Genomic DNA, 22,739 nt, shown 5'->3' on the forward strand with positions numbered 1-22,739 from the left:
GTCCACGACGAGTCCCCGTCCGCGGACGACACCGACTGGCCACAGATCGCCGCGCTGTACGAGGTACTGCTGCAACTCACCGACAACCCGATGGTCGCCCTCAACCACGTGGTCGCTGTCGCCATGGCAAACGGAGCGGACGAGGGCCTGCGACTGCTCGCAACGGTCGAGGACGACGCCAGAATCGCGTCTGATCACCGGTTGTTGGCGGTCCGGGCCCACCTGCTGGAGATGTCCGGCGACACGACCGGTGCCCGGGCGGCGTACGAGGAGGCGGCAGACCGGACGACGAGTGTCCCACAGCAGCGATATCTCCACGCGCGAGCGAGTCGGCTGTGAGCGCGTGCCTGAAATCCTCGGCCGGAGTCGAGCGTGCCGACCGACGCCGCCCACGACGTCAGGAGGCAGCACCACCCGACCTCCGCCCGGGCCGGAGCCGGCCGGATCCCGCACAGGCACCGCACTGTGCCGTCACGCGGGGCGTCCGTCGACGGTGTAAAGCCCTTCGACCCGTGGCGTTCCCGACTGGATGCCTGCCACGGGGGCGACCAGGCTACGCGTGTAGAAGGCCTGGGCCCGGAAGCAGAACAGCACCGAGTCCCCGGGACGGAGCGTGCGTCGCGGCGTCTGTGCGAGCCTGCCGTAGAAGTCGATCACCTGGTGGTTCTGGCTGAGAGTCGCATCGACCGACTGCGCGACCGCCGAGTCGAAGTCGCGGCCGACCAGCGCCTGCGGCTGGTAGTCGACCGATCCGATGCACAGGTACAGACCACCGCCGAAGCAGAACGCCGAGTCGCCGTCGAGATGGGACACCTCACTCAGGTAGAGCATCGCCGGCCGTTCGGGCAGCTCCTCGAACGCGTGGTACGCGCCTGTGGCGGTGAATCCGTGCCCGGGTTCGACCTGGGTGACGCCGGCATCGGCCAGCGTCGCGAGGGTCCGCGTCGACGTCTCTCCCGGACCGTTCACGGCGATACCGGACCGGCCGCCGCGCCGCAGCCGCTCGGCGGTCCGCTCGAGCGTGCGCAGATTGGGGGTCGGGACGACAGTTCGGGCCTCCCGATCGAAGCCGAGTGCGGGGTAGCTGGTGATCCCGCCGAAATGCGCACCCTCCAGCGCGTCGAAACGGTCTGCCACCGCCTCGATCTCGTCGGCGTCGAATCCGCCGGCGTGCGACTCGATCACCATGCCGTCCCCGTCGTAGACGCGGGCGAGGAGTCGCTGGTCCAGTCCGATCTCCTTCGCCGCGCCGGCGGCCTCCGCCGCCTTGAGGTCACTGAAGACGGTCCAGTTCTCCGGTCGCATCGCGGCGGCCGCAGACGCGTCGTACTTCGGGATCTGGACAAGGTGACCGACGTGGCCGACAGGCTGGCCGGCCCGATCGATCGCCCGCGCACACGTCATGTCGACCGCGACGAACGAATCCACGCCATTGGTGCGCAACGTCTCCAGAGCGAGCGGGTTGCGGCCGAACTGCTTGGTCATCGCGATCACGTCGAGCCCGAGCCGGTGCGCCTCCGAGCACAACGTCTGCGCGTTGGTCCCGAGCATGTCCAGGTCGATCACGTACGTGTCCGGCGGCAGCTCACCGGACTGGTGCAACTCGATCGCGGCGGCGGCGAAGGCCGGGTTGTGCGCGACGAGGTTCTTCAGGAACATGATTTCCTTTCAGCTGTTCAGGCGTCGGCTTCCTGCAGGCCGGTGATCATCGAGACGATCTCGTTCTTGTGGGTCTGGGCGGTGCGGCGGGTGCCGATCTGGTTGCCCCGGCGCAGCACCGTGATGCGGTCGGCCATCCGGAACACCTGGTCGAGGTTGTGGCTCACCACCAGAACAGCCGCACCGCGCTCACGGAGTCGCAGGATGAGCTCCTCGACCTTGGCAGTCTCGGCGACACCGAGCGCGGCCGTCGGTTCGTCCATCAGGACCAGGCTGCCGGCCCAGTGGGTGGCCCGGCAGATCGCGATGCCCTGCCGCTGCCCCCCTGACAGTGCACTGATGGTCGCCTTCGCGGACGGGATGCGGACGTCGAGGGCGTCGACCAGCGTCTGGGTCTCGCGGGCCATCCGCTTGCGGTCGAGCAGCCGCAACGGGCCCTTCACCAGCTCGCGGCCGAGGAACATGTTCATGTACACCGGCTGGTCGTCCACCAGCGCGAGGTCCTGATACACCACCTCGACGCCCTTGCGGCGCGCATCCGAGGCGTCGGTGAACGAGACCTGGTCGCCGCCCAGCCAGATCTCGCCCTCACTCGGCTTGTAGAGACCTGAGATCATCTTCACCAGCGTCGACTTACCGGCGCCGTTGTCTCCGACCAACGCGACGATCTCGCCCGCTCCGACCTCCAGGTCGAACCGCCGCACGGCCACGACGCCGCCGAAATGCTTCGCCAGACCGACCAGCCGCAGCGGCGGTGCCGCCTGCTCGACGAGCGCACTCATGCCTGCACCTCCAGGCCGGAGATCAGCGGAACCGATCCGTCGGAGGCCCAGACGCCCTCGACCCGGGGCGTCCCGGACGAGATACCCGAGATCGCGGCGGTCAGGGCCCGCGTGACGAAGACCTGCGGCCGGAAACCGAACAGCACGGTGTCGCCGACGGCGACGTCGGTCCTGCCGTCGAGCGGGATCGGGGCGTAGTAGTCGATCGCCTCGGGGGCCGGCATGTCAACGGGCAGGACCGGCGCGGTGGCGACCTCCGCCGCGTCGCGCGTGACGACGATCGCCGACGTCCGCGACTCGCCGAGCACCGGGTCGACGTACAGGCCACCGCCGAAGGCGTAGGCCTCGTCGTTCCACAGGTGGGAGACCTCGCTGACGTAGACGATCGCGGGCTCCTCGGCGAGATCCTCGACCGCATGCCACGGCGTCGTCCCGGTCAGGCCGTGTCCCGGTTCCACCTGGGTGGCGCCGGCGTCGGCGAGACGCTCCAGCATCGCGGCCGAAGTCGTACCAGGAGCGTTCAGTTCCAGGTCCGTACGCCCGGTAGCACGCAGAGCTGCGGCAGCCGTCCGCAGCGTCTGCAGATTCGGCGTGGTTCTGACGGTCCGCTTCTCGGCGTCGAACAGCGTGGCCGGGAACGTGGTGATCCCGGCGAACCGCGCGCCGTCGAGGGCGTCGAGCCGGTCAGCCACATCCGCGATCTCGGCGGCCGCGAATCCGCCTTCGTGACCGCGGTAGAACAGGTCGTCCGGCCCGATGACCCGTGCCAGCAGGTCCTGAGTGCGACCCCTGATGGCGCTCGCGGCAGCCGCCTCGGATGCCTTCTGGTCGTTGAAGACCGTCCAGTACAGGGGCTCCAGTGCGGCACCGAGAGCGGCCTGGTGCCGCGGAATCTGCACGAGGTGTCCCAGGTGACCGATCCGCAGGCCACCGGAAGCGGCCGCAACCGCACACTCGAGATCGACACCGACCGCGCGGGTGATGCCTGCCTCGAGGAGCTTGCGGGAGACGTCGGGGTTGCGGCCGATCTGCTTGACCATCGCGAACGTCTTCAGTCCGAGCCGATCCGCCTCGGTCCGGATCGTGGTCGCGTTGCGGCCGACGGCGTCGAGATCGATCGCGTAACAGTTGGCGGGTAGCTCACCACGGCGGTGGAGCGCCGCGGCGGCGTCGAGAAGCGCCGGATTCCGGCGGCGTAACAGATCCAGGAACATGTTCTTCCTTCTCTACTGGCTCTTCTTGCCACGGAGCGAAAACGACACCGCGATCAGGATGATGACGGCACGGGCGATCATCTGCTGCGAAACTGTCAGGCCGGCGAGCACCAGACCGTTGTTCAGCATGCTCATCAGCAGGCTGCCGATCAGGGCTCCGACGACCGAGCCCTTGCCGCCGAACAAGCTGGTGCCGCCCACGATCGCGGCGGCGATCACCGTCATCAGATCGGCCTCGCCAAGGGTGTAGCGAGCACCTTGCAGACGGCCGGCGTACAGCAGGCCCGCCAGCGCCGCGCTCGTTGCGCTGCCGACCAGGACCATCAGCCGGACCCGGTTCACCTTGATCCCGCTGACCCGGGCAGCCGACGAATTGTTGCCGACCGCAAGGACGTGCGCGCCGTACCGGCGCTGACGCAACAGCATCCACCCGACGCCGATCGCTGCTGCCGTCCACCAGATCAGGATCGACAAGCCGAGCAGGGTGCCACCGCCGAACAGCCATACGAAGGGGTCGTTCGTCACCGGTACAGACTGCAGATCGGTCAGCTGCCTGGCGAGCCCTGCCACCAGTCCCATGGTCGCCAGCGTGACCAGGAACGACGGTAGCCGCACCAAGGTCACGAAGACCGCGTTCAGCAGGCCGACGAGGACACCGATCAGTAGGCCGGCGCCGGCCGCCAGCACCCACTGGTCGGTGAAGCGCAGCACCACGGCCGCCACGAGGGCGGACAGGGCAACGACCGATCCGATCGACAGATCGATCTCGCCGGCACTCAGCACGAAGACCATGCCGACCGCCATCACCGTGACCGGCGCGGCCTGGATCACGATGTTCGCCAGGTTGTTCGGGGTGAGGAAGTACTGCGTCTGGGTGATCGCGAAGAACAGGAACACCAGCACGAAGCCGACGTAGACGACGTAGTTCTGCAGGGCGAGCCGACGCCACCAGGGCACGGCCAGGATCTCGGTCGCGGTGCTCACTTATGTCCTCCCGCCGCGGCGATGTCGGCCGGCAGCGAGACGCCGAAGGTCGACTCCCAGCCCTGGGCCAGGTTGTCCTTGGTGACCGCGAAGGCCGGGACGATCACCATCGGTGGCGCCTGCTTCCCGATCAGGCCGTACGCGCCCGCGATCGCGAGCGAGTTGCCGAACTCGACCGCCAGCGTGGACGTCATCTCCTTGACCAGCCCGCCCTTGGCCATCTCCAGTGCGTTGGTGTTGCCGAGGTCGATCGTGTACACGCCGATGTCGGTGCGACCGGCATTGCGCAGCGCGGCGACGACGCCCTCGGCCGCGGTGTCCCAGGGCGCGAAGATCGCCTGAATGTCGGGGTGCCGCGCAATCATCGCCGACGCGACGTCCTCGACCTTCGACGGGTCGGCCATCGGGGCTCGATCGACCACGGCGATGCCGGGATACTTCGCCTTCAGCGTCTGCTCGAACGCCTTCTCCCGCTGATTGGTGACGTAGAAGTTGGCGTCGTAATAGATCTGTCCGATCTTGCCGCGGCCGCCGAGACCGTGGCCGACGGCATCGGCGGTCGCGGCGCCGAGGCCGGCCAGGTCGTAGGTGACCAGGCTGACGTACTCCTTGCCCGCCTTGTAGCCCTGCGGCTTGACGCTCGCGAAGACCAGCTTGACGCCCCTCTGTACGGCCGGCTTGAAGGTGGCGACGTCGGCCACCGGGTCGATCGCGATGGTGACGATGACGTCGGGGTTGAGCGCGAGCACGCTGCGGACGTTGTTGGCCAGGGTGGTCTGGTCGAAATTCGCCGCAGTGGTCGACACGATGTTGATGCCGAGGGCCTTGTAAGTATCCGTCACGCCCTTGCCGAGCGCGTTCATGAACGGAGACGCCTCCTGCCAGACGATCGCGGCGCGGAACTTGCCGGCTCTGACCTTCTGCACCTCGGCCGGAGTGAGGTTGAGCTGGGTGTACCAGACGGGCTTCTCGCCGTCGGGGCCGCGGGTATCGGTGCTGGCAGGCAACGCCACCGGCGAGACGTACCGGGAGATCCCGCCGGGGTCGGGAGTGACGACCGTCGTGACCGGCGTACCGGGGCCCGGAGTGGCGGCCTTGTCGTTGCTCACGTCGACCGAGCAGGCCCCGAGCAGCAGACTCGCGGCGATGGCCGCCGCGATGCGCCTTGTGGACATGGAACAACTCCTTGTTGTGCTGATCGGTTCTGGGGTGGCTTAGCCGAGCGCGTCCTTCACGGCCTGCGGCAGCGGCTGGGCCCAGGCGGCGTACCCCTGGGCGAGCGTGTCCTTGGTGACGGTGACCGAGTCGACGATCCCGAACTCGGGCGCCTTCTTGCCGAGGACGGCCAGCGCCGAGGAGATCGCCATCGCGCGCCCGAAGTCGTACGCCCGGTCGGCCGCAAGGGCCGCGGTCCGGCCACCACGCGCCATGTTCGTCGCGATGGTGTCGTCGAGGTCGAGGGTGACGAGCTTGGTCTTGGTGTTACCGGCGTTGTTCAGCGCGGACAGGACGCCCTGCGCCGGTTGCGCCCAGCTGACGTAGATCCCGCCGAGGTCCGGGTGCTGGGTGATCAGCGCGTTGGCGATGTCCTCGGCTTTGTTGGGATCGGAGAAGCCCTGCTGCGCGACGATCCTGAGGCCGGGGAACTTGCTCTGCAGCGTCTTCTTGAAGGCGCAGTCCCGCATGTTCGTCACGTGGAACTGCGCGTCGTAGTACATGATCGCGACGTCGCCTTTGCCACCCATCGCCTCGCCGAGCGCCTCGGCGGCCCGGCGCCCGAGCTGGAAGAGGTCGCCGGTGATGATGGCCTGGTACTGCTTGCCGTAGGTGAAGCCGTTCGGCGCCTGGTCGGCGAAGACCAGTTTGACGCCCTGGGCAACCGCCGGCTGGTACGCCGCGGCGCCGGTGGTCGGGTCGACCGCCTGGCCGAGGATGACGTCGGGCTTCGTGGCCAGCGCCGTCTGGATCTGGTTCGCCTGTGCAGCGGCGTCGAACTTGGCGTCGGCGGTGGCGACAACCTTGATACCGAGTCGCGCGAACTCGTCCACCGCGCCCTTCTGCACTGCACTCGACCAGGCCGACATCTCGTGCCAGAGCAACGCGGCCCGGTAGTGGCCCGACTTGATCTTCGCCTCGTCGGCCGGGTCGAGCTCGAGGTCGGTGACTCTTGTCGGCTTCTCCCCATGCGGACCGACCGTGTCGGTAGCGGCCAGGTCGATGACGGTGTCGGAGGCAACCGATCCGCTGCCCGACCCCGCGCCACCGTTGCACGCGGCAACCATCAGGCCCAGCGCGAGCACCGGGACGGCGACCCATCGGCGGCTCATCGGTCCGCTCCGTCGGCGATGTCACGAACGCCGCAGTACTCGGCGATGAAGCGCACGTAGACCGCCACGGCCGCAAGGAAGTCGGCGACCGGGACGTGCTCGTCGAAGGTGTGACAGTGACTGATGTCGCCCGGCGCAAGATAGACCGTGGGGATCCCGAGGTCACGCTCGAAGAAGGGCCCCTCCGACCAGTACGGCCCGGCCGCGATGTCGCCGCGCCCGGGCAGGATCTGCTTGACCGTGCGCTGCAGTTCGGCCACCACGTCGAGGTTCGGGTCGGTGACCAGCGCGGTGCCTCCGATCGCGTGGTCCCGGGTGGCCGGGTACGACGTACTGACCTCGATCCGCTCATCGGAGACCGCCCGCTGGATCACCTGCTCGAGCTCGCTCCGCGCGGCGTCCAGGTCCTCGTCCGGGGTCAGCTTCCGGATGAGGCTGATCCGGCACTCCCCCGGTACGGCGATGAACCCGCCGCCGGTGATCCCGGTGACGAGCAGTCCCGGCGATCCGATCATCGGGTCCGCCGGCCGCGTCGCGAGGTCGTCGCCGTACGCCCACAGCGCACGCAGTACGTCGTCGGCGGCGCGGACCGCGTCAACACCGAGCTCCGGCGTGCCGAAGTACGCCGATCGGCCGGTCAGCGTCACGTCCGCGATGAAGAAGCCCATGTGCGACGTGAACAGCCGCATGGTTGTCGGCTCGCCATAGATCACCAGGTCGGCGGAGATCTCCTGATCCCCCCGGCGAGCCGCCTCGATGGCGCGGCGGACGCCTTCGCTCGTGCCGCTCCCCTCCTCGCCGCTCTCCTCGTCCGCCAGGAACACCGTGGTGACCGGCGCGAGGGGCGCGAGGCCCGCACGGCGCAGCTGCTGGAGCGCGGCGATCGCGACCGCAACGCCTGCCTTGCAGTCGGCGGTACCGCGGCCCCACACCGCGCCGTCGATGACGCACGCGGCGAACGGGTCCTCGCGCTCGGTGCCGGCCCAGTGTTCCCGCCAGCCGCGGACGTGCACGGTGTCCAGGTGGGAGGCGAGCACGAGGCCGCGGCGGCCGGACCTGGCCGGTTCACCGGCGGACCAGCGGGCCCACGTGTTGGCGCGGCCGGGTGCGAAGGTGTCGACCTGCACCTCCGTGGTGATCTGGCGGAGCCGCTCGGCCACCCAGTCGGCCGCAGCCTGCTCCTCACCGGTGACGCTCGGCACCGAGACGACGCCGCGCAGCAGGTCCAGCGCGCTGACATCGTCCGCGGCCGCGGCGAGCCGCGCAACGATCTCGTCGCTGATGGTCATGGGGACTCCTTCGTGAATGGCTCAGTGAGCGGGGACGACGGGCTCGATCCCGGTCGGTTCGTGCAGCGCCAGGGCGACGGCACCGTGGAGGGAGGCGTCCTGGATGAACCGAGCGGCCAGGAGCTCCGGCGGGAAGGGCACGGCTCGAGCGAGCCGGTCTGCGACTGCGGGCAGGATCACGTCGGCGGAAGCCATCAAGCCGCCGCCGATCACGACCCGCTCGGGGTCGAGCAGGATCGCGATATTGGCAATCGCGGCACCAAGCGTGTCGAGCGCCTGGGCGGTGAGTTTCCTGGCGGGCTTGTCGGTTCGCGCGAAGAGCTCGGCCGCGGTGACCGGAGCTCCGAGGACCTCGCTGGCCCGCACGCCGAGCGCCTTTCCACCGACGAGCTCCTCCAGCGGTGCCCGGCCGGCGACGACGTCGACAGGCGTGTCGCTGCCGACCGCGAAGTAGCCGATCTCGCCTGCTGCCTGGTGCGCACCGGTCAGCACCTCACCGGCGGTGGTGACCGCAGCCGCCACACCGGTCCCGAGGCTGACATAGACGCCCGGATCGACGCCCTTCAGCGCACCGAAGCGCAACTCGGCGTACGCGCCCGCTTGGACGTCGTTGGCGACCGGCACGTCCGGTACGCCGAGGGCGGTCTGCAGACGGGCGGCGAGCGGGATCTGTTGCCAGCCCGGCAGGTTCGGGGCGAACAGGATCTCGTCCGGGCGGATCACGCCGGGACAGACCGCCGCGTACCCGCCGACGGCGGTGCCGTGGCTGCGCTCGGACAACTCGGCCAGTGTTCCGACCGCGGCCACGATCCGCTCGAGCGCCTGTTCCGGACCAGCGGCGGCCCGGGTCTCGAGCCGGATCCGGTCGAGGATGCGGCCGGACCGGTCCGCGAGCGCGACCTCGATCTTGGTGCCGCCGATGTCGATCCCGACGACATGCCTCGATTGGCGGAGTGGTGGGCTTGGCGTCATAATTAGGAGTCTTTAATAAAGAGTCCTAAGTTGTCAATCCCGAATCTCGCCGGAAGCCGTCCTCACTTCCGCGCGGGCGGGTGATGCCCGATCATGGACCGGCGGCGACCGGCCGCCGACCCGACCACCAAAGGTGCCAGATGTCCCCGACCAAGACGCCGCCGCCGTCCAGGCTGAGGGCCGCAGTGGCGCCGTCGCTGCTTCGCGAGATGAACCAGCAGTTGCTGCTGGACCTGTTGTTCGGCACGGGTCCGGTGACCCGGCCGCAACTGGCGCGCGAGGCAGGCCTGTCCCAACCGACCGTGTTCGCAGCGTTGTCCGACCTGGAAAAGGGCGGCTTGGTGCGACCGGCCGGGCGGCCGGAGGTCAGTTCCGGTCGCCCGGCCGTGCTGTACGAGGCGAACCCGTCGGCCGGCTCCGTCGTGGGTGTGGATATCGGGCGGAACTGGTTGCACCTGGTGCTGGCCGATCTGTCCGGTAGGGAGCTCGCGCGGCTGGACGTACGCAACACGACGCACACATCGCGAACCCTGGTGGACCTGGTGCGCAAGTCGGTAGATCAGGTCACGGCTCGAGCAGACCTCGGAACGGGCGACGTCACGCACACGGTCGTCGGTTCCCCAGGTGTGCTCGACGCCCAGCGAGGGCAGGTCAAGTACGCGCGCAACCTCCCGGGCTGGCAACGGCCGGGGCTGGCTGAGGCGCTCGCGGACAAGCTCGGCGGAAGTCTCACCATCGACAACGACGCGAACCTGGCGGCATTGGGCGAGTACACCTTCGGCTCGGCCCGGCAGGCTCAGCAGTTCGCCTATCTGCACATCGGTACGGGTGTCGGGCTCGGCTTGGTGATCGACGGAAAGCTGTACCGAGGTTTCAGCGGATCGGCCGGCGAGGTCGGCTACCTTCCGATCCTCGGTGAGCCGACGGTCGCCGAACCCGAGTGGCCGCAGCGCGGGATGCTCGAGATGGCACTCGCCGCCGACGCGGTCGTCCGGTACGCGACCGACGCGGGGATGACCGGCGACATCCGGGCGGAGGACGTCTTCGTTGCTGCAGCCAACGGTGATCCGGCGGCGGCCGCGGCAGTGCTGACCGAGGCCAAGGTGCTGGCCAGGCTCGTGACCGGCATCTGCGCGTTCTTCGACCCCGAGCTGGTCGTGGTGGGTGGCGGCGTCGGGCAGAACTTTGCCCAGCTCGAGCCCGCGATGCGCGAGGAGATGACGCGCTTCGCGCCGATGCGGCCGCGGATGAGGGCCGGCGACCTCGGCGCGGACGCGGTGGTCCGGGGGGCGATCGCGACGGGCATCCATGCGGCCCGCGAAATCGTCTTCACGCGGCACCTCGCGCGGACATCCTCCGGCGAGGACGAGACCACCGACGCCGAGGCCGAGCGTCCGGCTACCGCAGACCGGTCGGGCGGGTCATCGCGAGCTTGAGCAGGTGCTCGACCAGGCTCGCGTAGTCCTTGCCGGAGGCCGCCCACAGCCGCGGGAACATGCTCGTCGGGGTGAACCCGGGCATCGTGTTGATCTCGTTGATGACCACCCGGCCGTCGGCGTCCACGAAGAAGTCGACCCGGGCCAGCCCCTCGGCCTCGATCGCGTCGAACGCGATCAGCGCCTTCGCACGGATCTCGGCCGCGAGCTCCGCGGGCAGCTCGGCCGGCACCGAGAGCGCCAGGTACTCCTCGCCCTCCGGCAGGTACTTGGTCTCGAAGTCGTAGAAGTCGTGCCCGCCGCCGGACACCGCGACCTCGCCGCACACGCTGACCTCCGGCTTGCCGCCGTCCAGCCCGCCGAGCACGCCGATCTCGATCTCCCGCGGATCCTTCGCCGAGGCCTCGACGATCACCTTCGGGTCGTGCGCGCGGGCCTCGACCATCGCGTCGTCGAGCTCGTCCAGGCTGTTCACCTTGGTGATCCCGAGGCTGGACCCGCCGCGGCACGGCTTCACGAACACCGGGTAGCCGAGCGCGTCGACGGCCGCCCGGCAGCCGGCCGGGTCCTGCCGCCAGTCCCGGTCCCGGATCACGACGTACGGCGTGACCTCGAGGCCGGCGGCCTGGAACACGACCTTCATGTAGTGCTTGTCCATGCCGACCGCGCTGGCCAGTACGCCGGACCCGACGTACCGGATGTCCGACATCTCCAGCAGGCCCTGGATGGTGCCGTCCTCGCCCCACGGGCCGTGCAGCAGCGGGAACACCACGTCGACCTCGCCGAGCGTGCTCGGCACCTGGTCCGGCTCGCTGACCACGAGCTCGCGGTTCGCGCCGAACAGCACCGGCATCGCGGTGACGTCGACCTCGGGGAGCTTGCCGTCGGTGATCGACAGCCGCTCGGGATCGCCGCTCTCCAGGACCCAGTGCCCGCTGGTACTGATCCCGACCGGGACCACGTCGTACTTGTCCCGGTCGATGACCTGCAGGACGTTCGCCGCGGTCACGCAGGAGATGGCGTGCTCGCTCGACCGGCCACCGAACACGACGGCGACCCGGGGCTTGCGCTTGTCTTCCGAGTACTCACTCACCGGCTCGACTGTAGCGGTCCGGAGATCGGGATCCGACCGGGGTTCGGTTAAGAAGTGTTCAGATCGGCGCGTCCCAGGTGACTGGCAACGCTGTCACTCCGTACACGAGCGTGTTCTCCCGGTAGCCGATCTCCTCGAACGGTACGGCGAGCCGCAGCGTCGGGATCCGCGCGAACAACCGGGTGAACACCTCCTGCAGCTCGAGCCGCGCGAGCTGCTGCCCGATGCACTGGTGCGGCCCGAACCCGAACGCGACGTGCGCCGCGGCGTCCCGCTCCAGGTCCAGCCGGTCCGGATCACCGAACACGCTCTCATCGCGGTTCGCCGACGACAGCGCGGCGATCAGGTAGTCGCCCCTGTCGATGGTCGACGATCCGATCGTCAACTCGTCGGTCACGTACCGGAACAGGCCGAAGTGCACCACGGACAGGTACCGCAGCAGTTCCTCGACCGCGCCCGGCACCTTCGCCGGATCGGTCCGGATCAGGTCGAGCTGCGCCGGGTTCCGCAGCAGCGCGAGCGTGCTGAGCGCGATCATGTTCGCGGTCGTCTCGTGGCCGGCGATCAGCAGCGAGATCCCGAGCGTCACCAGTTCCTCGAGGGTCAACGGCGTACCGAGCTCCGCACCGCGGGTGATCAGCCGGGACAGGATGTCGTCCTCGGGCTGTGCCTGCTTCGCGAGCACCAGACCGACGATGTACTGGTTCAGGTCGTCGCTGGCGCGCTGGAGGTCCTCGGTCCAGCCGTCCACCCGGACGAGCTGGGCGCTCCGCTCCTGGAACTCGTCGCGGTCCGCGTACGGCACGCCGAGCAGCTCGCAGATCACCAGCGACGGGATCGGTAGCGCGAACTCCTGCACCAGGTCGACCGGCCCGCCGGCCGCGAGTAACGCGTCGATCCGCTCGTCGACCATCGCCGCGACCCGGGGCCGGAGCGCCTCCATCCGCTTCACCGCGAACTCGGTCGCGAGCATCCGGCGCAGGCGTTTGTGCGCCGCGCCGTCGACCTGCAGGATCGAGCCCGACTCCACCTCCCGGTCCAGGTCCGCGTCCGGTACGACGTGATCGGACGGCGCCAGCCGCGAGCTCAGCCGGCTGTCCCGGAGCAGGGTGCGGACGTCGTCGTACCGGCTGATCACGTACGCGTCGACACCCGCCGGCGTGGACACCTTCGCGGGCGCCTCGCTCCGGCGGTACCCGGCGTACTCCGGGGCCGGATCGAACGGGCACCCAGACGGCCTACGGACAGGAAAGCTCTCGGTCATCGGCAGCCCTCTCGGATATCTCACCCAGCCCCGAGCGAAGCGAGAGTTCTTGGTTCCCACCCCAACCCCGAGCGAAGCGAGGGTTCTTGGTTCTCACCCCAGCTCCGAGCGAAGCGAGGGTTCTTGTATGTTTTTGGTTCTTAAGTTTGGTAGTGACTACCATATGGCGGACGCTTCCGATTCGGAACAGCCTTCGGCGCGTCGGAGGCGGTAATCTGCCCGCCATGGGACTGCGCGAGGTGAAGCGGGAGCGGACCCGCCGGCTGATCGCGGACAAGGCGTTCGAGCTGTTCTGCGACCACGGGTTCGGCCGCACCACGGTGGAGCAGATCGCGGCCGCGGCCGAGGTCGGCCCGAGCACGCTGTACCGGTACTTCCCGACCAAGGAGACGCTGGTCCTGGAGTTCGTCGACGACTGCCTGGCCGACGCGGTCAGCTGGTTCCGCGACCAGCCCACGGTGGAGCCGCGCGACGGCCTGCGGACCGTGATCGAGCGCGTCCTCGAACAACTGGAGTCCAACCCCGACCGGGTCCGCGCGGTCTTCGACCTCGCCGAGCGGAACGGGTCGGTGAGCGCGCACCTCAACGAGCTGATCTGGCGGTTCCGCAACGACCTCGCCGCGGCGCTGGTACGGCGCCTGCCCGGCGACCCGCTGCACGCGGAGTTCGTGGCGGCCCTGTCCGCCGGGATCACGATGAACGTCATCGAGAACGTCGTCCGCGTCTGGGTCGACACCCCACATGCCGTCAACGCCCAGTCGCTCGCCCACCAGGCCATGACGCTCCTGGAAACCGGCGCCCTACCGCTCCCCGCCGCACAGCACGGCTCAGGTATCAGTGACAATTCGAGGCATGACTCCTGACCTCGACCCGTCCACCGTTGTCGTTCACGCCGGGCGGCCGGAGCGGGTGCCGAATGCGCCCGTCGGGCCGTCACCCGTGTTCAGTTCGACGTACGTGGCCGGCGGGGATCGCGGGTACGGGCGGTTCGGCAACGACGCCTGGACCGCGCTCGAGGACACCCTCGGGCAGCTCGAAGGCGGCCGGGCGCTGAGCTTCGCGTCCGGGATGGCAGCCGCCGCGGCGGTGATCGACCTGGTCCCGGTCGGCGGCCGCGTGGTGGCGCCGCAGCACGCGTACTCCGGCGTACTCGCGCTGCTCGACCAGCACGCCGAGACCGGCCGGCTCAGCGTGCAGCGGGCCGACATCGCGGACACCGAGGCGGTGAACCTCGACGGCGCCGACCTGCTGTGGATCGAGTCGCCGACCAACCCGGCCATGGAGGTCGCGGACATTCCCGCCCTCGCGGCGGCCGCGCACGCCGCCGGGGCGAAGGTCGTCGTCGACAACACGTTCGCCACTCCCCTGCTGCAGCAGCCGTTGCGGCTCGGCGCCGACGTGGTGATGCACTCGGCCACCAAGTTCATCGCCGGCCACTCGGACGTGATCCTCGGCGCGGTGGTCACCGCCGACGACGACCTGTGGTCCGCGATCGAGCTGCGGCGTCGCAGCCTGGGCGCGATCGCCGGGTCGATGGACGCCTGGCTCGCGCTCCGCGGCCTGCGCACGCTCGCGCTCCGGCTCGACCGCGCGCAGTCGAACGCGGCGTACCTGGCCGAGCGCCTGCTGCGGCACCCGCGGGTCAGCCGGGTCCGGTACCCAGGCCTGCCCGACGACCCGGGGCACGCCCGGGCCGCGGCCCAGATGTCCGGCTTCGGCGCGATCCTCGCGATCGAACTCGGCGGCGACGCCACCGCAGCCCAGAAGGTCTGTGAGAGCACGAAGCTGTGGGTGCACGCGACGAGCCTCGGCGGCGTCGAGTCCCTCCTCGAACGCCGCCGCCGCTGGCCGATCGAGGTCCCCACCATCCCCGACGACCTGATCCGCCTGTCCGTCGGCATCGAGCACCCCGCCGACCTCTGGACCGACCTCGAGCAGGCCCTCAGTTCTTCTTCGCGTTGAGGACCGGGCCGCCGAGGAAGGTCAGCACGCACAGGACGACCGGGAGGACGAACGCGAGGTTCAGCGGCATCCAGTGCGCGAGGCCGCCGATCAGCGCCGGGCCGGCGAGCAGGCCGACGTACCCGAGGCCGACCACGCGGGCCATCAGCGCGCCCGAGGACCGCGGGTCGAGGTTGCCCGCGGCGGTGAACAGCTGCGGTACGCCGCCGGCCAGGCCGAGGCCGAAGACCGCCCAGCCGACCAGCGCGACAGGCACCCACGGGATCACGATCACCAGCGTCAGGCCGACCGCGGCCATCGCCGCACCCCAGCGGACGATCGCGGCCGGCCCGACGACCGCGGCGACCCGGTCGGTGAGGAAGCGCCCGACGGTCATCGCGACCGCGAACGCGCCGTACGCGTAGGCGGCGGTGCTGACCGACGTACCGAGGACGTCCCGGAAGTGCAATGCCGCCCAGTCGTTGGCCACACCCTCGGACAGCATCAGCCCGAAGGCGAGCCCGCCGAGCGCCCAGACCAGCTTGGCGGACGGCTTCGCCCGCGGCGCCTCGGCCACCTCCTCCGCCGGTTCGGTTGCCTCCAGCAAGAATCGGCTGGCGATCAGCGACAGGACGATACAGACCACGCCGGCCAGCGCCAGCGTCAGCTCGGTCGGTACGCCGGCCCGCAGCGTGGCCGCGCCGACCACCGCGGCGATCGCCCCGCCGATCGACCACATCGCGTGGAACGCCGCCATGATCGGCCGCGGGTAACCGCGCTCGACCACGACGGCCTGCGCGTTCATCCCGACGTCGATCGAGCCGTTGCCGAAGCCGACCAGGATCAGCGCCAGCGCGAGGGTCCACCAGTTCGTGGCCAGGCCGGGACCGGCGAGCGCGATCCCGAGCAGGATCCCGGCCGCCGGGACCAGCCGGCGCTGGCCGATCCTGTCCACCAGTGGCCCGGCGACCTGCATGCCGGTGAAGGCGGCAGCGCCGAGGACCAGCAGGAGCAGGCCGAGCGTGCTGTGCGTGATCCCGGTCGCCTGCTCGATGCTCGGGATGTGCACCACCCACATGCCGACCGCGAATCCGTTCAGCCCGAAGTACGTCCAGGTGGCAACGCGGGCGGCTCGGGGTGGTGCGGTCTGCAGCTGTACGTCGGCGCTCAACCTGCCACCTCGACGAGGGCGCCGCGCTGGGTCAGCAGGGTCCGCTGGTCCTCGGGGGCGGAGTCGTCGGTGATGATCAGGTCGGGCCGGTCCGCCGGGCAGACGTAGGCGAGCGCGGCGCGGTCCCACTTGGCGCCGTCGGCGAGCACGATCGACCGGCCGGCGACCTTGAGAGCCTCCTGCTTGACCTCGGCATCGCCCAGGTCGAAGGCCGTCAGTCCGGCGTCCAGGCTGAACGCGCACGGGCTCAGTACGGCGGCGTCGAACCGCAGCGCCCGCAGCGACGCGACGGTCAGCGGGCCGACCAGTGAGAGCTCGCCCTTGCGTGCCTCACCGCCCGGCATCAGCAGCCGGATCCGCGGCGCGTCCGCCAGTTCGTGCGCGACGTGCAGCGAGAGCGGCATGACCGTCAGCGCGCGATCGTGCAGCAGCTTGGCGGTCTCGAGTGCCGTCGTACCGCTGTCCAGGACGATCGTCTCGCCGTCGCGGAGGTGCTCGACCGCGGCCCGGGCGATGGCCTGCTTGGCGGCGACGGCGGCCTGCGAACGCAGCGAGTGCGGCGGCTCGAGGCCGGACGGCATCGCGGACACCGCGCCGCCGTGGATCCGCTTGAGCACGCCCTGCGCGGCCAGGAAGTCCAGATCGCGGCGCACCGTCATATCCGACGCCGCGGTCGCGTCGACCAGTTCCTGGACCGACACTCGGTCGACGACTCGGAGGCGTTCTACGATCACTTGGTGCCGTTCCGCACTTCTCATGCGCAAAAAACTACCATCCGTCTGATCGTTCAAACAGATAGCGTGTTCACTTGTGACTGATGACACCACGCTCGTCAAGCGTTCCCGGTACGCCGTCGCCGCGGTCTTCTGCGTCCACGGGTCGGTGACCGGGTCGTTCGCGACCCGGGTGCCGTGGATCCAGGAGCACGCCGGGGTGTCCGCGGGCCAACTCGGCCTGGCGCTGGCGTTCCCGGCGATCGGCGCGGCGCTGATGATGCCGCTCGCCGCCCGCATCACGCACCGGTTCGGCACCCGGACGGCGCTGCGCGGGCTGCTCGCGCTCTGGACGCTCGCGCTGATCCTGCCGTCGCTCGCACCCGGACTGCTGACGCTCTGCGCCGCCCTGTTCGTGTACGGCGGTACGTCGGGGATGGCCGACGTCGCGATGAACGCGCTCGGGATCGAGGTCGAGCACCGGCTGAAGAAGTCGATCATGTCCGGGCTGCACGGGATGTGGAGCGCGGGCGCCCTGCTCGGCTCCGCCGTCGGTACGGTCGCGGCGCACGCGAACGTCAGCGCGCAGGTCCACCACACGATCGCGGCCGTCGTACTGACGATCGTCGGGGCGGTGGTGTGCCAGTTCGTGCTGAACATCCATCCGGAGGAGGACGAGGAGCCGCCGGCCCGGTTCGCGTTGCCGCCGAAGTCCGCGCTGCTGATCGGGGCGGTCGGGTTCTGCGCGGTGTTCGCGGAGGGCGCGAGCCTGGACTGGTCGGCGGTGTACCTGCGCGACGTCCTGGACAGCTCGGCCGGGGTCGCGGCCGGCGCGACGACCGGGTTCGCGTTGACGATGGCGATCGCCCGGATCACCGGCGACGCGGTCGTGGACCGGTTCGGCGCGGTCCGGACGGTCCGGGCCAGCGGCGTGATCGCCACACTCGGCGGCCTGCTCGTGGTCGTCTCGCCGAACGCCGTCGTCGCGATGATCGGCTTCGGGCTGATCGGCGTCGGGATCGCGGTCGTCGTACCGCTCGCCTTCGCCGCGGCGGGTCACACCGGCGCCAACGCCAGCCAGGCGATCGCCGGCGTCGCCACGATCACCTACGCGTCCGGCCTGGTCGCCCCGTCGATCATCGGCGGCATCGCACAGGCCAGCAGCCTGACCATCTCGTTCATCGTCGTCTCCGCGCTGGCGGCCGGGCTGGCCGTGTTCGCCCGCGTGCTCGCAACGCGTCCCACCACCAGGGCAGCCACCTGATGGATATTCGCCGGCACCAGGCGCCGGCGGTGATACGAATCGTCGGGTGGACTTTCGGGTAGCAGGACCAGAGGATGCGGCGGCGGTCGCCGAGCTGCACAGCGACAGCTGGCGACGGCACTACCGGGGCGCGTACGCGGACGCGTTCCTCGACGACGAGTCTCCGACGTATCTCGGGGAGCTGTGGGCGAAGCGGCTCGCGGACCGTGACGGCACGCGGACGACGGTGGCGGAGTACGACGGGCAGCTGGTCGGGCTCGCGCACGTGGTGTTCGACGCGGACCCGACGTACGGCGCGCTCGTCGACAACCTGCACGTCCGCGCGCCGCTCAAGCGCCAGGGCCTCGGCACCAAACTGCTCGCACACGCAGCCGAGGGCGTCCCGACCGGCCTCTACCTCTGGGTGCTCGAACAGAACACCGCCGCGCAGGCGTTCTACGAAGCCCGCGGCGGGATCCGCGGCGAGCGCCGGAACGTCCCACCGCCCGGCGGCGAACCCCGGCGCCTGAACGGGACCCCGGTCTGCCTCCGCTACTCCTGGCCGGACCCGGAGCGCTTGACGGTCTCGATCAACGCGTACGACGCCTGACTCGCCGCCTCCGGATCCCCGGCCCGGATCGCCTCCAGTACGTCGGCGTGCGCGTCGCCGAGCCGGTGGTCCTCGGGGATCGTCGCGGTCTGGTGGATCGACTCGGTCATCACCTCGGCCAGCGCGTCGTACAACCTGAGCAGCAACGGGTTCCCGCTGGCGAGCACGACGCCGCGGTGGAAGTCGGTGTCGACGGCCACGAACGCGTCCATATCACCGGACTCCAGCGTCGCCGCGCGAGCCTCCAGCACCTCCGCCAGGGCTTTGAGGTTCTCCGGCGTCGCGTTGCGTGCGGCCAGCCGGGCGGCTGCGGCCTCGATGCCGGCACGGGCGTCGAGAACGTGCGTGAGCGACGCGGACAGCTCGTCGCGGACCAGTACGCCGCTGATCTCGTTGGTCGCGCGCACATAGGTACCGTCGCCGACCCGCGGCTCCAGCAGGCCGGTCAGGCTGAGCGACCGCAACGCCTCCCGCACGGTGCCCCGGCTGACACCGAGCTCGGTCGCGAGCTGGTGCTCTCCCGGGATCCGGGCGCCGCGCGGCCACTCCCCGGACTCGATCCGCGACCGGAACTGGTCGGACACCTGCAGCACGAGCGGCACCTGCCGCACCAAGGGCTCCATGCCGTACAGTATATAAATGTAGGACATCTACACAGAAGCTCTCTCATCACCTGAAGGGGTGTGTCGTGGCAGTGCTGACCGAACCGGTGGCCCGTGAGCGGTCGTCGCTGATCACCGCGACCGCCTTCGTGGTGGCGCTGAGCCTGCGTCCGGCGCTGACCGCGGTCGGTCCGGTGCTGCCGCGGATCGGCGACGCGCTGCATCTCGGTGAGGCCGCGCAGGGTCTGCTCGGCACGCTGCCGCTGCTCGCGTTCGCGGTTGCCTCTCCCCTGGTGCACCTGGCGTCGCGGCGGTTCGGGATGGAGCGGGCCGTGTTCGTCTCGCTGCTGGTGCTGGCCGCGAGCAGCGCGATCCGTCCGTACGCGGGCCAGGCCGGTCTCTGGATCGGGACCGCCGTGGTCGGCGCCGCGATCGCCGTCGGCAACGTACTGGTTCCGGTGATCATCAAGCGCGACTACTCCGCGCACGTGTCCCGGGCGACCGGGATCTACACCGCGTTCATCACCGGCGGCGCCGCGATCGCGTCGATCCTCGCCGTACCGATCGCCGACGCCGTCGACTGGCGGCTGTCGCTCGCGGTCTGGGGCGCTCTCGCCCTGGTGGTCGCGATCGTCTGGCTGCCGCGGACGCTGTCCCCGGAGCCGTTGCCGGCGGCAACCAGCGGCGACGAGGCGCCCAAGGTGAGTGTGTGGCGGCAGCCGATGGCGTGGCTGGTGACTGGCTTCATGGGGCTGCAGTCGACGAGCTTCTACCTGTTCGTGAACTGGCTGCCGACGATCGAGATCTCGACCGGCGGCGTCTCCGAGCGCGCCACCGGCGTGCACCTGTTCGTGTTCCAGGTGTTCGGGCTGATCGGCGGGCTCAGCATCCCGTTCCTGCTGAAGCACCCGACCAACCAGCGGGCCGGTCTGATGACGGCGAGTACGCCGATCCTGCTGGCGCTGATCGGGTTGCTGGTGGCGCCGCACCTGGCGATCGTGTGGGCCGTCGTCGGCGGCCTCGGCCAGGGCGCCGGGCTGGTCGCCGCGCTGTCACTGATCAGCCTGCGCGGCCGCGGGCACCACGAGACCACGCAGCTGTCCGGGATGGCGCAGGCGGTCGGCTACACCCTGGCCGCCGCCGGGCCGGTCGTCGCCGGATACCTGACCCAGGCGACCGGCGGCTGGAGTACGACGCTCGTCGTGTTCGCCGTACTCGCAGCCACCCAGGTCACGCTGGGCTTCGTCGTGGGTCGCGACAACCGCTGACTACTTGTCGGTGGCGAACGCCGCGTCGAAGGCGGCGGCCGGCTTGTCGAAGGCCAGGTTGCGGATCACGTTGACCGCCTCCGCCGCGCCGATCTTGCGGTCCATGCCGGCGTCCTCCCACTCGACCGAGATCGGGCCGTCGTAGCCGATCGAGTTCAGCACCCGGAAGCAGTCCTCCCAGTTCACGTCGCCGTGACCGGTCGAGTAGAAGTCCCAGCCGCGCCGCGGGTCGGCCCAGGGCAGGTGCGAGCCGAGCCGGCCGTTGCGCCCGCCGCCGACCCGCATCTTGGTGTCCTTGCAGTCCACGTGGTAGATCCGGTCCTTGAAGTCCCAGAGGAACGCGACCGGGTCGATGTCCTGCCAGACCATGTGCGACGGGTCCCAGTTCAGCCCGAAGGCCTCCCGGTGGCCGATCGCCTCCAGCGTGAAGGTGGTGGTCCAGTAGTCGTAGGCGATCTCCGACGGGTGCACCTCGTGCGCGAACCGGACACCCTCCTCGTCGAAGACGTCGAGGATCGGGTTCCAGCGGTCGGCGAAGTCCTTGTACCCGGCCTCGATCCGCTCCGCCGGCACCGGCGGGAACATCGCGACGTACTGCCAGATCGACGAGCCGGTGAAGCCGATGACGGTCTTCACGCCGAGCTTCTTCGCCGCCCGGGCCGTGTTCTTCAGGTCTTCGGCCGCACGCTGCCGGACGCCCTCGGCGTCGCCGTCGCCCCAGATCCGGGACGGCACGATCGCCTGGTGCCGGAAGTCGATCGGGTTGTCGCAGACCGCCTGCCCCACCAGGTGGTTGGAGATCGCGAAGACCTGCAGGTTGTACTTCTCCAGGATGTCCTTGCGGCCCTGGACGTACGAGTCGTCGTCGACCGCCTGCTGGACGTCGAAGTGGTCACCGGAGCAGGCGATCTCGACGCCGTCGTACCCGGCCTCGGACGCGAACTGGCAGACCTCCTCGAACGGCAGGTCGGCCCACTGACCGGTGAAGAGAGTGATCGGACGAGGCATCTGTACTCCTAGGAGTTGTCGACAGCGTTGTCTACGGTGATCCAGGCAGAGTCTTGAGCGGCAGACCGCAGTACGGCGTCGACCACGCGGGCGGACCGTGCTCCGGCGGCGAAATCGGGCAGGCCGTCCGGGACGTCCCCGAGGACGGCGGCATAGCTGTCGGCGACGAACGAGTCGAACGCGTCCTGGTATCCCTGCGCGTGGCCGGCCGGCAGCCGGTTCACCCGCGCCGCGGGCGGGCTGAGGGTCTCGGGGTCGCGGGTCAGCAGCTGCGACCCGGCGCGGTGGCCGACCCACAGCCGGTCCGGGTCCTCCTGGTCGAACCCGAAGCTCGACTCGGTACCGGACACCTCGAGGTACAGCCGGTTCTTCCGGCCGGCGGCGACCTGGCTGACCACGATCGTCCCGACCACGCCGGCCTCGGTCCGGAACTGCGCGGTGGCGAGGTCCTCGGTCCGCACCTCCACGCCGCCGCGCTGCGCCCGTACCGTCCGGAGCTGGGCACTGATCGCGGCGATCCGGTCGCCGGTGACGAATTCCGTCAGGTCGCACCAGTGCGAGCCGATGTCCGCGAACGTCCGCGACGGGCCGCCGGTGGTGTCGTCCACGCGCCAGTTCTGGTCGTCGGCGCCGGCCAGCCAGTCCTGCAGGTACGAACCGTGCAGGCTGGTGATCACGCCGGCTTCACCCGCGGCGATCCGGGTACGCAGCTCGCGAACCATCGGGTGGTACCGGTACACGAACGGCACCGCACCGACCAGGCCTGCCTCACCGGCCGCGGCCTGCAGTCCGGTGGCGTCGGCGACCGACGTGGCCAACGGCTTCTCGCACACCACGTGCTTGCCGGCGTCGAGGGCCTTGAGCGTCACCTCGCGGTGCGTGTTGTTCGGCGTACAGACATGGATCACGTCGACGTCGGCGGCCAGCAGTTCGTCCAGGGACGCGAACCCGCGCTCGGCACCGGTCGCCTCGGCGGCCGCCTCCGCTCTCGCGGGCGACGATCCGACAGCTCCCACGACGGTCGCGCCGGAGACCAGCGCGGACCTCCCGTGGACCTGGCCCATGAACCCGCCGCCGACGATCCCGACCTTCAGCTTGCGCGCATTGGTGGACACGTCGAAGGACGCTATGGGACCCTTTTGAACCCTGTCAAGCAAAAGTCC

21 protein-coding genes and 1 pseudogene are annotated in these 22,739 nt (G+C 69.9%); 7 read left to right on the forward strand and 15 right to left on the reverse strand.

Annotated elements, in window-relative coordinates; all coding sequences use genetic code 11:
• Window positions 1-339 (forward strand): annotated as a pseudogene (locus VFF46_RS27150) (RNA polymerase sigma factor); the annotation flags it as partial.
• 132 nt (window positions 340-471) lie between these two features.
• Here VFF46_RS27150 and VFF46_RS27155 read toward each other — a convergent pair.
• Genes VFF46_RS27155 through VFF46_RS27190 form a run of 8 tightly spaced genes read right to left on the reverse strand, consistent with a single transcriptional unit; the run spans window position 472 to window position 9,227 of the window.
• Entirely contained in the window at window positions 472-1,659 is a 1,188-nt protein-coding gene (locus VFF46_RS27155; RefSeq protein WP_325040058.1) for an alanine racemase, read from the reverse strand.
• 17 nt (window positions 1,660-1,676) lie between these two features.
• Entirely contained in the window at window positions 1,677-2,441 is a 765-nt protein-coding gene (locus tag VFF46_RS27160) for an ATP-binding cassette domain-containing protein (protein WP_325040059.1), read from the reverse strand.
• Entirely contained in the window at window positions 2,438-3,655 is a 1,218-nt protein-coding gene (locus tag VFF46_RS27165) for an alanine racemase (protein WP_325040060.1), read from the reverse strand. The genes VFF46_RS27160 and VFF46_RS27165 overlap by 4 nt, the downstream gene beginning before the upstream one ends.
• Window positions 3,656-3,667: 12 nt before the next feature.
• Complete coding sequence (locus tag VFF46_RS27170; protein ID WP_325040061.1) at window positions 3,668-4,639, reverse strand: ABC transporter permease; 972 nt, start codon at window positions 4,637-4,639, stop codon at window positions 3,668-3,670.
• Window positions 4,636-5,814: a substrate-binding domain-containing protein gene (locus VFF46_RS27175; protein ID WP_325040062.1), complete on the reverse strand. Its 1,179-nt coding sequence runs from the start codon at window positions 5,812-5,814 to the stop codon at window positions 4,636-4,638. The genes VFF46_RS27170 and VFF46_RS27175 overlap by 4 nt, the downstream gene beginning before the upstream one ends.
• Window positions 5,815-5,853: 39 nt before the next feature.
• Window positions 5,854-6,966 (reverse strand): substrate-binding domain-containing protein, encoded by a 1,113-nt coding sequence (locus VFF46_RS27180; RefSeq protein ID WP_325040063.1) that lies wholly within the window; start codon window positions 6,964-6,966, stop codon window positions 5,854-5,856.
• Window positions 6,963-8,255 carry a M20 family metallopeptidase gene (locus VFF46_RS27185; protein ID WP_325040064.1) on the reverse strand — a complete coding sequence of 431 codons (1,293 nt, stop codon included), beginning with the start codon at window positions 8,253-8,255 and terminating at the stop codon, window positions 6,963-6,965. The genes VFF46_RS27180 and VFF46_RS27185 overlap by 4 nt, the downstream gene beginning before the upstream one ends.
• A 21-nt stretch (window positions 8,256-8,276) precedes the next feature.
• Entirely contained in the window at window positions 8,277-9,227 is a 951-nt protein-coding gene (locus VFF46_RS27190; protein ID WP_325040065.1) for an ROK family protein, read from the reverse strand.
• Between the two features lie 140 nt (window positions 9,228-9,367).
• Here VFF46_RS27190 and VFF46_RS27195 point away from each other — a divergent pair, with 140 nt between their 5' ends.
• Complete coding sequence (locus tag VFF46_RS27195; protein WP_325040066.1) at window positions 9,368-10,663, forward strand: ROK family transcriptional regulator; 1,296 nt, start codon at window positions 9,368-9,370, stop codon at window positions 10,661-10,663.
• Here VFF46_RS27195 and VFF46_RS27200 read toward each other — a convergent pair.
• Together VFF46_RS27200 and VFF46_RS27205 are read right to left on the reverse strand one after the other, a co-directional pair.
• Window positions 10,626-11,756, reverse strand: coding sequence for a D-alanine--D-alanine ligase family protein (locus tag VFF46_RS27200; protein ID WP_325040067.1), 1,131 nt, complete (start codon window positions 11,754-11,756; stop codon window positions 10,626-10,628). The genes VFF46_RS27195 and VFF46_RS27200 overlap by 38 nt on opposite strands.
• A 58-nt stretch (window positions 11,757-11,814) precedes the next feature.
• Complete coding sequence (locus VFF46_RS27205; RefSeq protein ID WP_325040068.1) at window positions 11,815-13,020, reverse strand: cytochrome P450; 1,206 nt, start codon at window positions 13,018-13,020, stop codon at window positions 11,815-11,817.
• A gap of 224 nt (window positions 13,021-13,244) precedes the next feature.
• On the opposite strand from VFF46_RS27205, the gene VFF46_RS27210 reads away from it, so the two are divergent.
• Together VFF46_RS27210 and VFF46_RS27215 are read left to right on the forward strand one after the other, a co-directional pair.
• Complete coding sequence (locus VFF46_RS27210; protein WP_325040069.1) at window positions 13,245-13,883, forward strand: TetR/AcrR family transcriptional regulator; 639 nt, start codon at window positions 13,245-13,247, stop codon at window positions 13,881-13,883.
• Window positions 13,873-14,982, forward strand: coding sequence for a trans-sulfuration enzyme family protein (locus VFF46_RS27215; protein ID WP_325040070.1), 1,110 nt, complete (start codon window positions 13,873-13,875; stop codon window positions 14,980-14,982). The genes VFF46_RS27210 and VFF46_RS27215 overlap by 11 nt, the downstream gene beginning before the upstream one ends.
• Here VFF46_RS27215 and VFF46_RS27220 read toward each other — a convergent pair.
• Complete coding sequence (locus tag VFF46_RS27220) at window positions 14,963-16,132, reverse strand: MFS transporter (protein ID WP_325040071.1); 1,170 nt, start codon at window positions 16,130-16,132, stop codon at window positions 14,963-14,965. The genes VFF46_RS27215 and VFF46_RS27220 overlap by 20 nt on opposite strands.
• Window positions 16,129-16,890, reverse strand: a complete 762-nt coding sequence (locus VFF46_RS27225) for a DeoR/GlpR family DNA-binding transcription regulator (RefSeq protein WP_325040073.1) — start codon at window positions 16,888-16,890, stop codon at window positions 16,129-16,131. Before VFF46_RS27225 ends, VFF46_RS27220 begins: the two co-directional genes overlap by 4 nt.
• A 52-nt stretch (window positions 16,891-16,942) precedes the next feature.
• Between VFF46_RS27225 and VFF46_RS27230 the strand changes: the two genes are divergently transcribed.
• Window positions 16,943-18,109 (forward strand): MFS transporter, encoded by a 1,167-nt coding sequence (locus tag VFF46_RS27230; RefSeq protein WP_325040074.1) that lies wholly within the window; start codon window positions 16,943-16,945, stop codon window positions 18,107-18,109.
• Between the two features lie 46 nt (window positions 18,110-18,155).
• Complete coding sequence (locus VFF46_RS27235; RefSeq protein WP_325040075.1) at window positions 18,156-18,698, forward strand: GNAT family N-acetyltransferase; 543 nt, start codon at window positions 18,156-18,158, stop codon at window positions 18,696-18,698.
• Here VFF46_RS27235 and VFF46_RS27240 read toward each other — a convergent pair.
• Window positions 18,641-19,321, reverse strand: coding sequence for a FadR/GntR family transcriptional regulator (locus VFF46_RS27240; RefSeq protein ID WP_325040076.1), 681 nt, complete (start codon window positions 19,319-19,321; stop codon window positions 18,641-18,643). The two genes, VFF46_RS27235 and VFF46_RS27240, sit on opposite strands and share 58 nt — an antisense overlap.
• Before the next feature lie 65 nt (window positions 19,322-19,386).
• Here VFF46_RS27240 and VFF46_RS27245 point away from each other — a divergent pair, with 65 nt between their 5' ends.
• Entirely contained in the window at window positions 19,387-20,568 is a 1,182-nt protein-coding gene (locus tag VFF46_RS27245) for an MFS transporter (RefSeq protein ID WP_325040077.1), read from the forward strand.
• On the opposite strand, the gene VFF46_RS27250 is transcribed toward VFF46_RS27245, so the two are convergent.
• Both VFF46_RS27250 and VFF46_RS27255 read right to left on the reverse strand, forming a co-directional pair.
• Window positions 20,569-21,576 (reverse strand): sugar phosphate isomerase/epimerase family protein, encoded by a 1,008-nt coding sequence (locus tag VFF46_RS27250; RefSeq protein WP_325040078.1) that lies wholly within the window; start codon window positions 21,574-21,576, stop codon window positions 20,569-20,571.
• Window positions 21,577-21,584: 8 nt separating this feature from the next.
• A complete protein-coding gene (locus VFF46_RS27255) occupies window positions 21,585-22,691 on the reverse strand; it encodes a Gfo/Idh/MocA family oxidoreductase (RefSeq protein ID WP_325040079.1) in 1,107 nt (368 codons plus the stop codon).
• Window positions 22,692-22,739 lie beyond the last annotated feature (48 nt).

Source organism: Kribbella sp. (assembly GCF_035655035.1).
Taxonomy (GTDB): Bacteria; Actinomycetota; Actinomycetes; order Propionibacteriales; family Kribbellaceae; genus Kribbella.

Coding starts and splice junctions, on each gene's coding strand:
- VFF46_RS27240 (WP_325040076.1), bottom strand. CDS start 19,321: ATGGAGCCCTTGGTGCGGCAGGTGCCGCTCGTGCTGCAGGTGTCCGAC.
- VFF46_RS27225 (WP_325040073.1), bottom strand. CDS start 16,890: ATGAGAAGTGCGGAACGGCACCAAGTGATCGTAGAACGCCTCCGAGTC.
- VFF46_RS27250 (WP_325040078.1), bottom strand. CDS start 21,576: ATGCCTCGTCCGATCACTCTCTTCACCGGTCAGTGGGCCGACCTGCCG.
- VFF46_RS27160 (WP_325040059.1), bottom strand. CDS start 2,441: ATGAGTGCGCTCGTCGAGCAGGCGGCACCGCCGCTGCGGCTGGTCGGT.
- VFF46_RS27210 (WP_325040069.1), top strand. CDS start 13,245: ATGGGACTGCGCGAGGTGAAGCGGGAGCGGACCCGCCGGCTGATCGCG.
- VFF46_RS27195 (WP_325040066.1), top strand. CDS start 9,368: ATGTCCCCGACCAAGACGCCGCCGCCGTCCAGGCTGAGGGCCGCAGTG.
- VFF46_RS27185 (WP_325040064.1), bottom strand. CDS start 8,255: ATGACCATCAGCGACGAGATCGTTGCGCGGCTCGCCGCGGCCGCGGAC.
- VFF46_RS27175 (WP_325040062.1), bottom strand. CDS start 5,814: ATGTCCACAAGGCGCATCGCGGCGGCCATCGCCGCGAGTCTGCTGCTC.
- VFF46_RS27155 (WP_325040058.1), bottom strand. CDS start 1,659: ATGTTCCTGAAGAACCTCGTCGCGCACAACCCGGCCTTCGCCGCCGCC.
- VFF46_RS27215 (WP_325040070.1), top strand. CDS start 13,873: ATGACTCCTGACCTCGACCCGTCCACCGTTGTCGTTCACGCCGGGCGG.
- VFF46_RS27180 (WP_325040063.1), bottom strand. CDS start 6,966: ATGAGCCGCCGATGGGTCGCCGTCCCGGTGCTCGCGCTGGGCCTGATG.
- VFF46_RS27205 (WP_325040068.1), bottom strand. CDS start 13,020: ATGACCGAGAGCTTTCCTGTCCGTAGGCCGTCTGGGTGCCCGTTCGAT.
- VFF46_RS27190 (WP_325040065.1), bottom strand. CDS start 9,227: ATGACGCCAAGCCCACCACTCCGCCAATCGAGGCATGTCGTCGGGATC.
- VFF46_RS27165 (WP_325040060.1), bottom strand. CDS start 3,655: ATGTTCCTGGATCTGTTACGCCGCCGGAATCCGGCGCTTCTCGACGCC.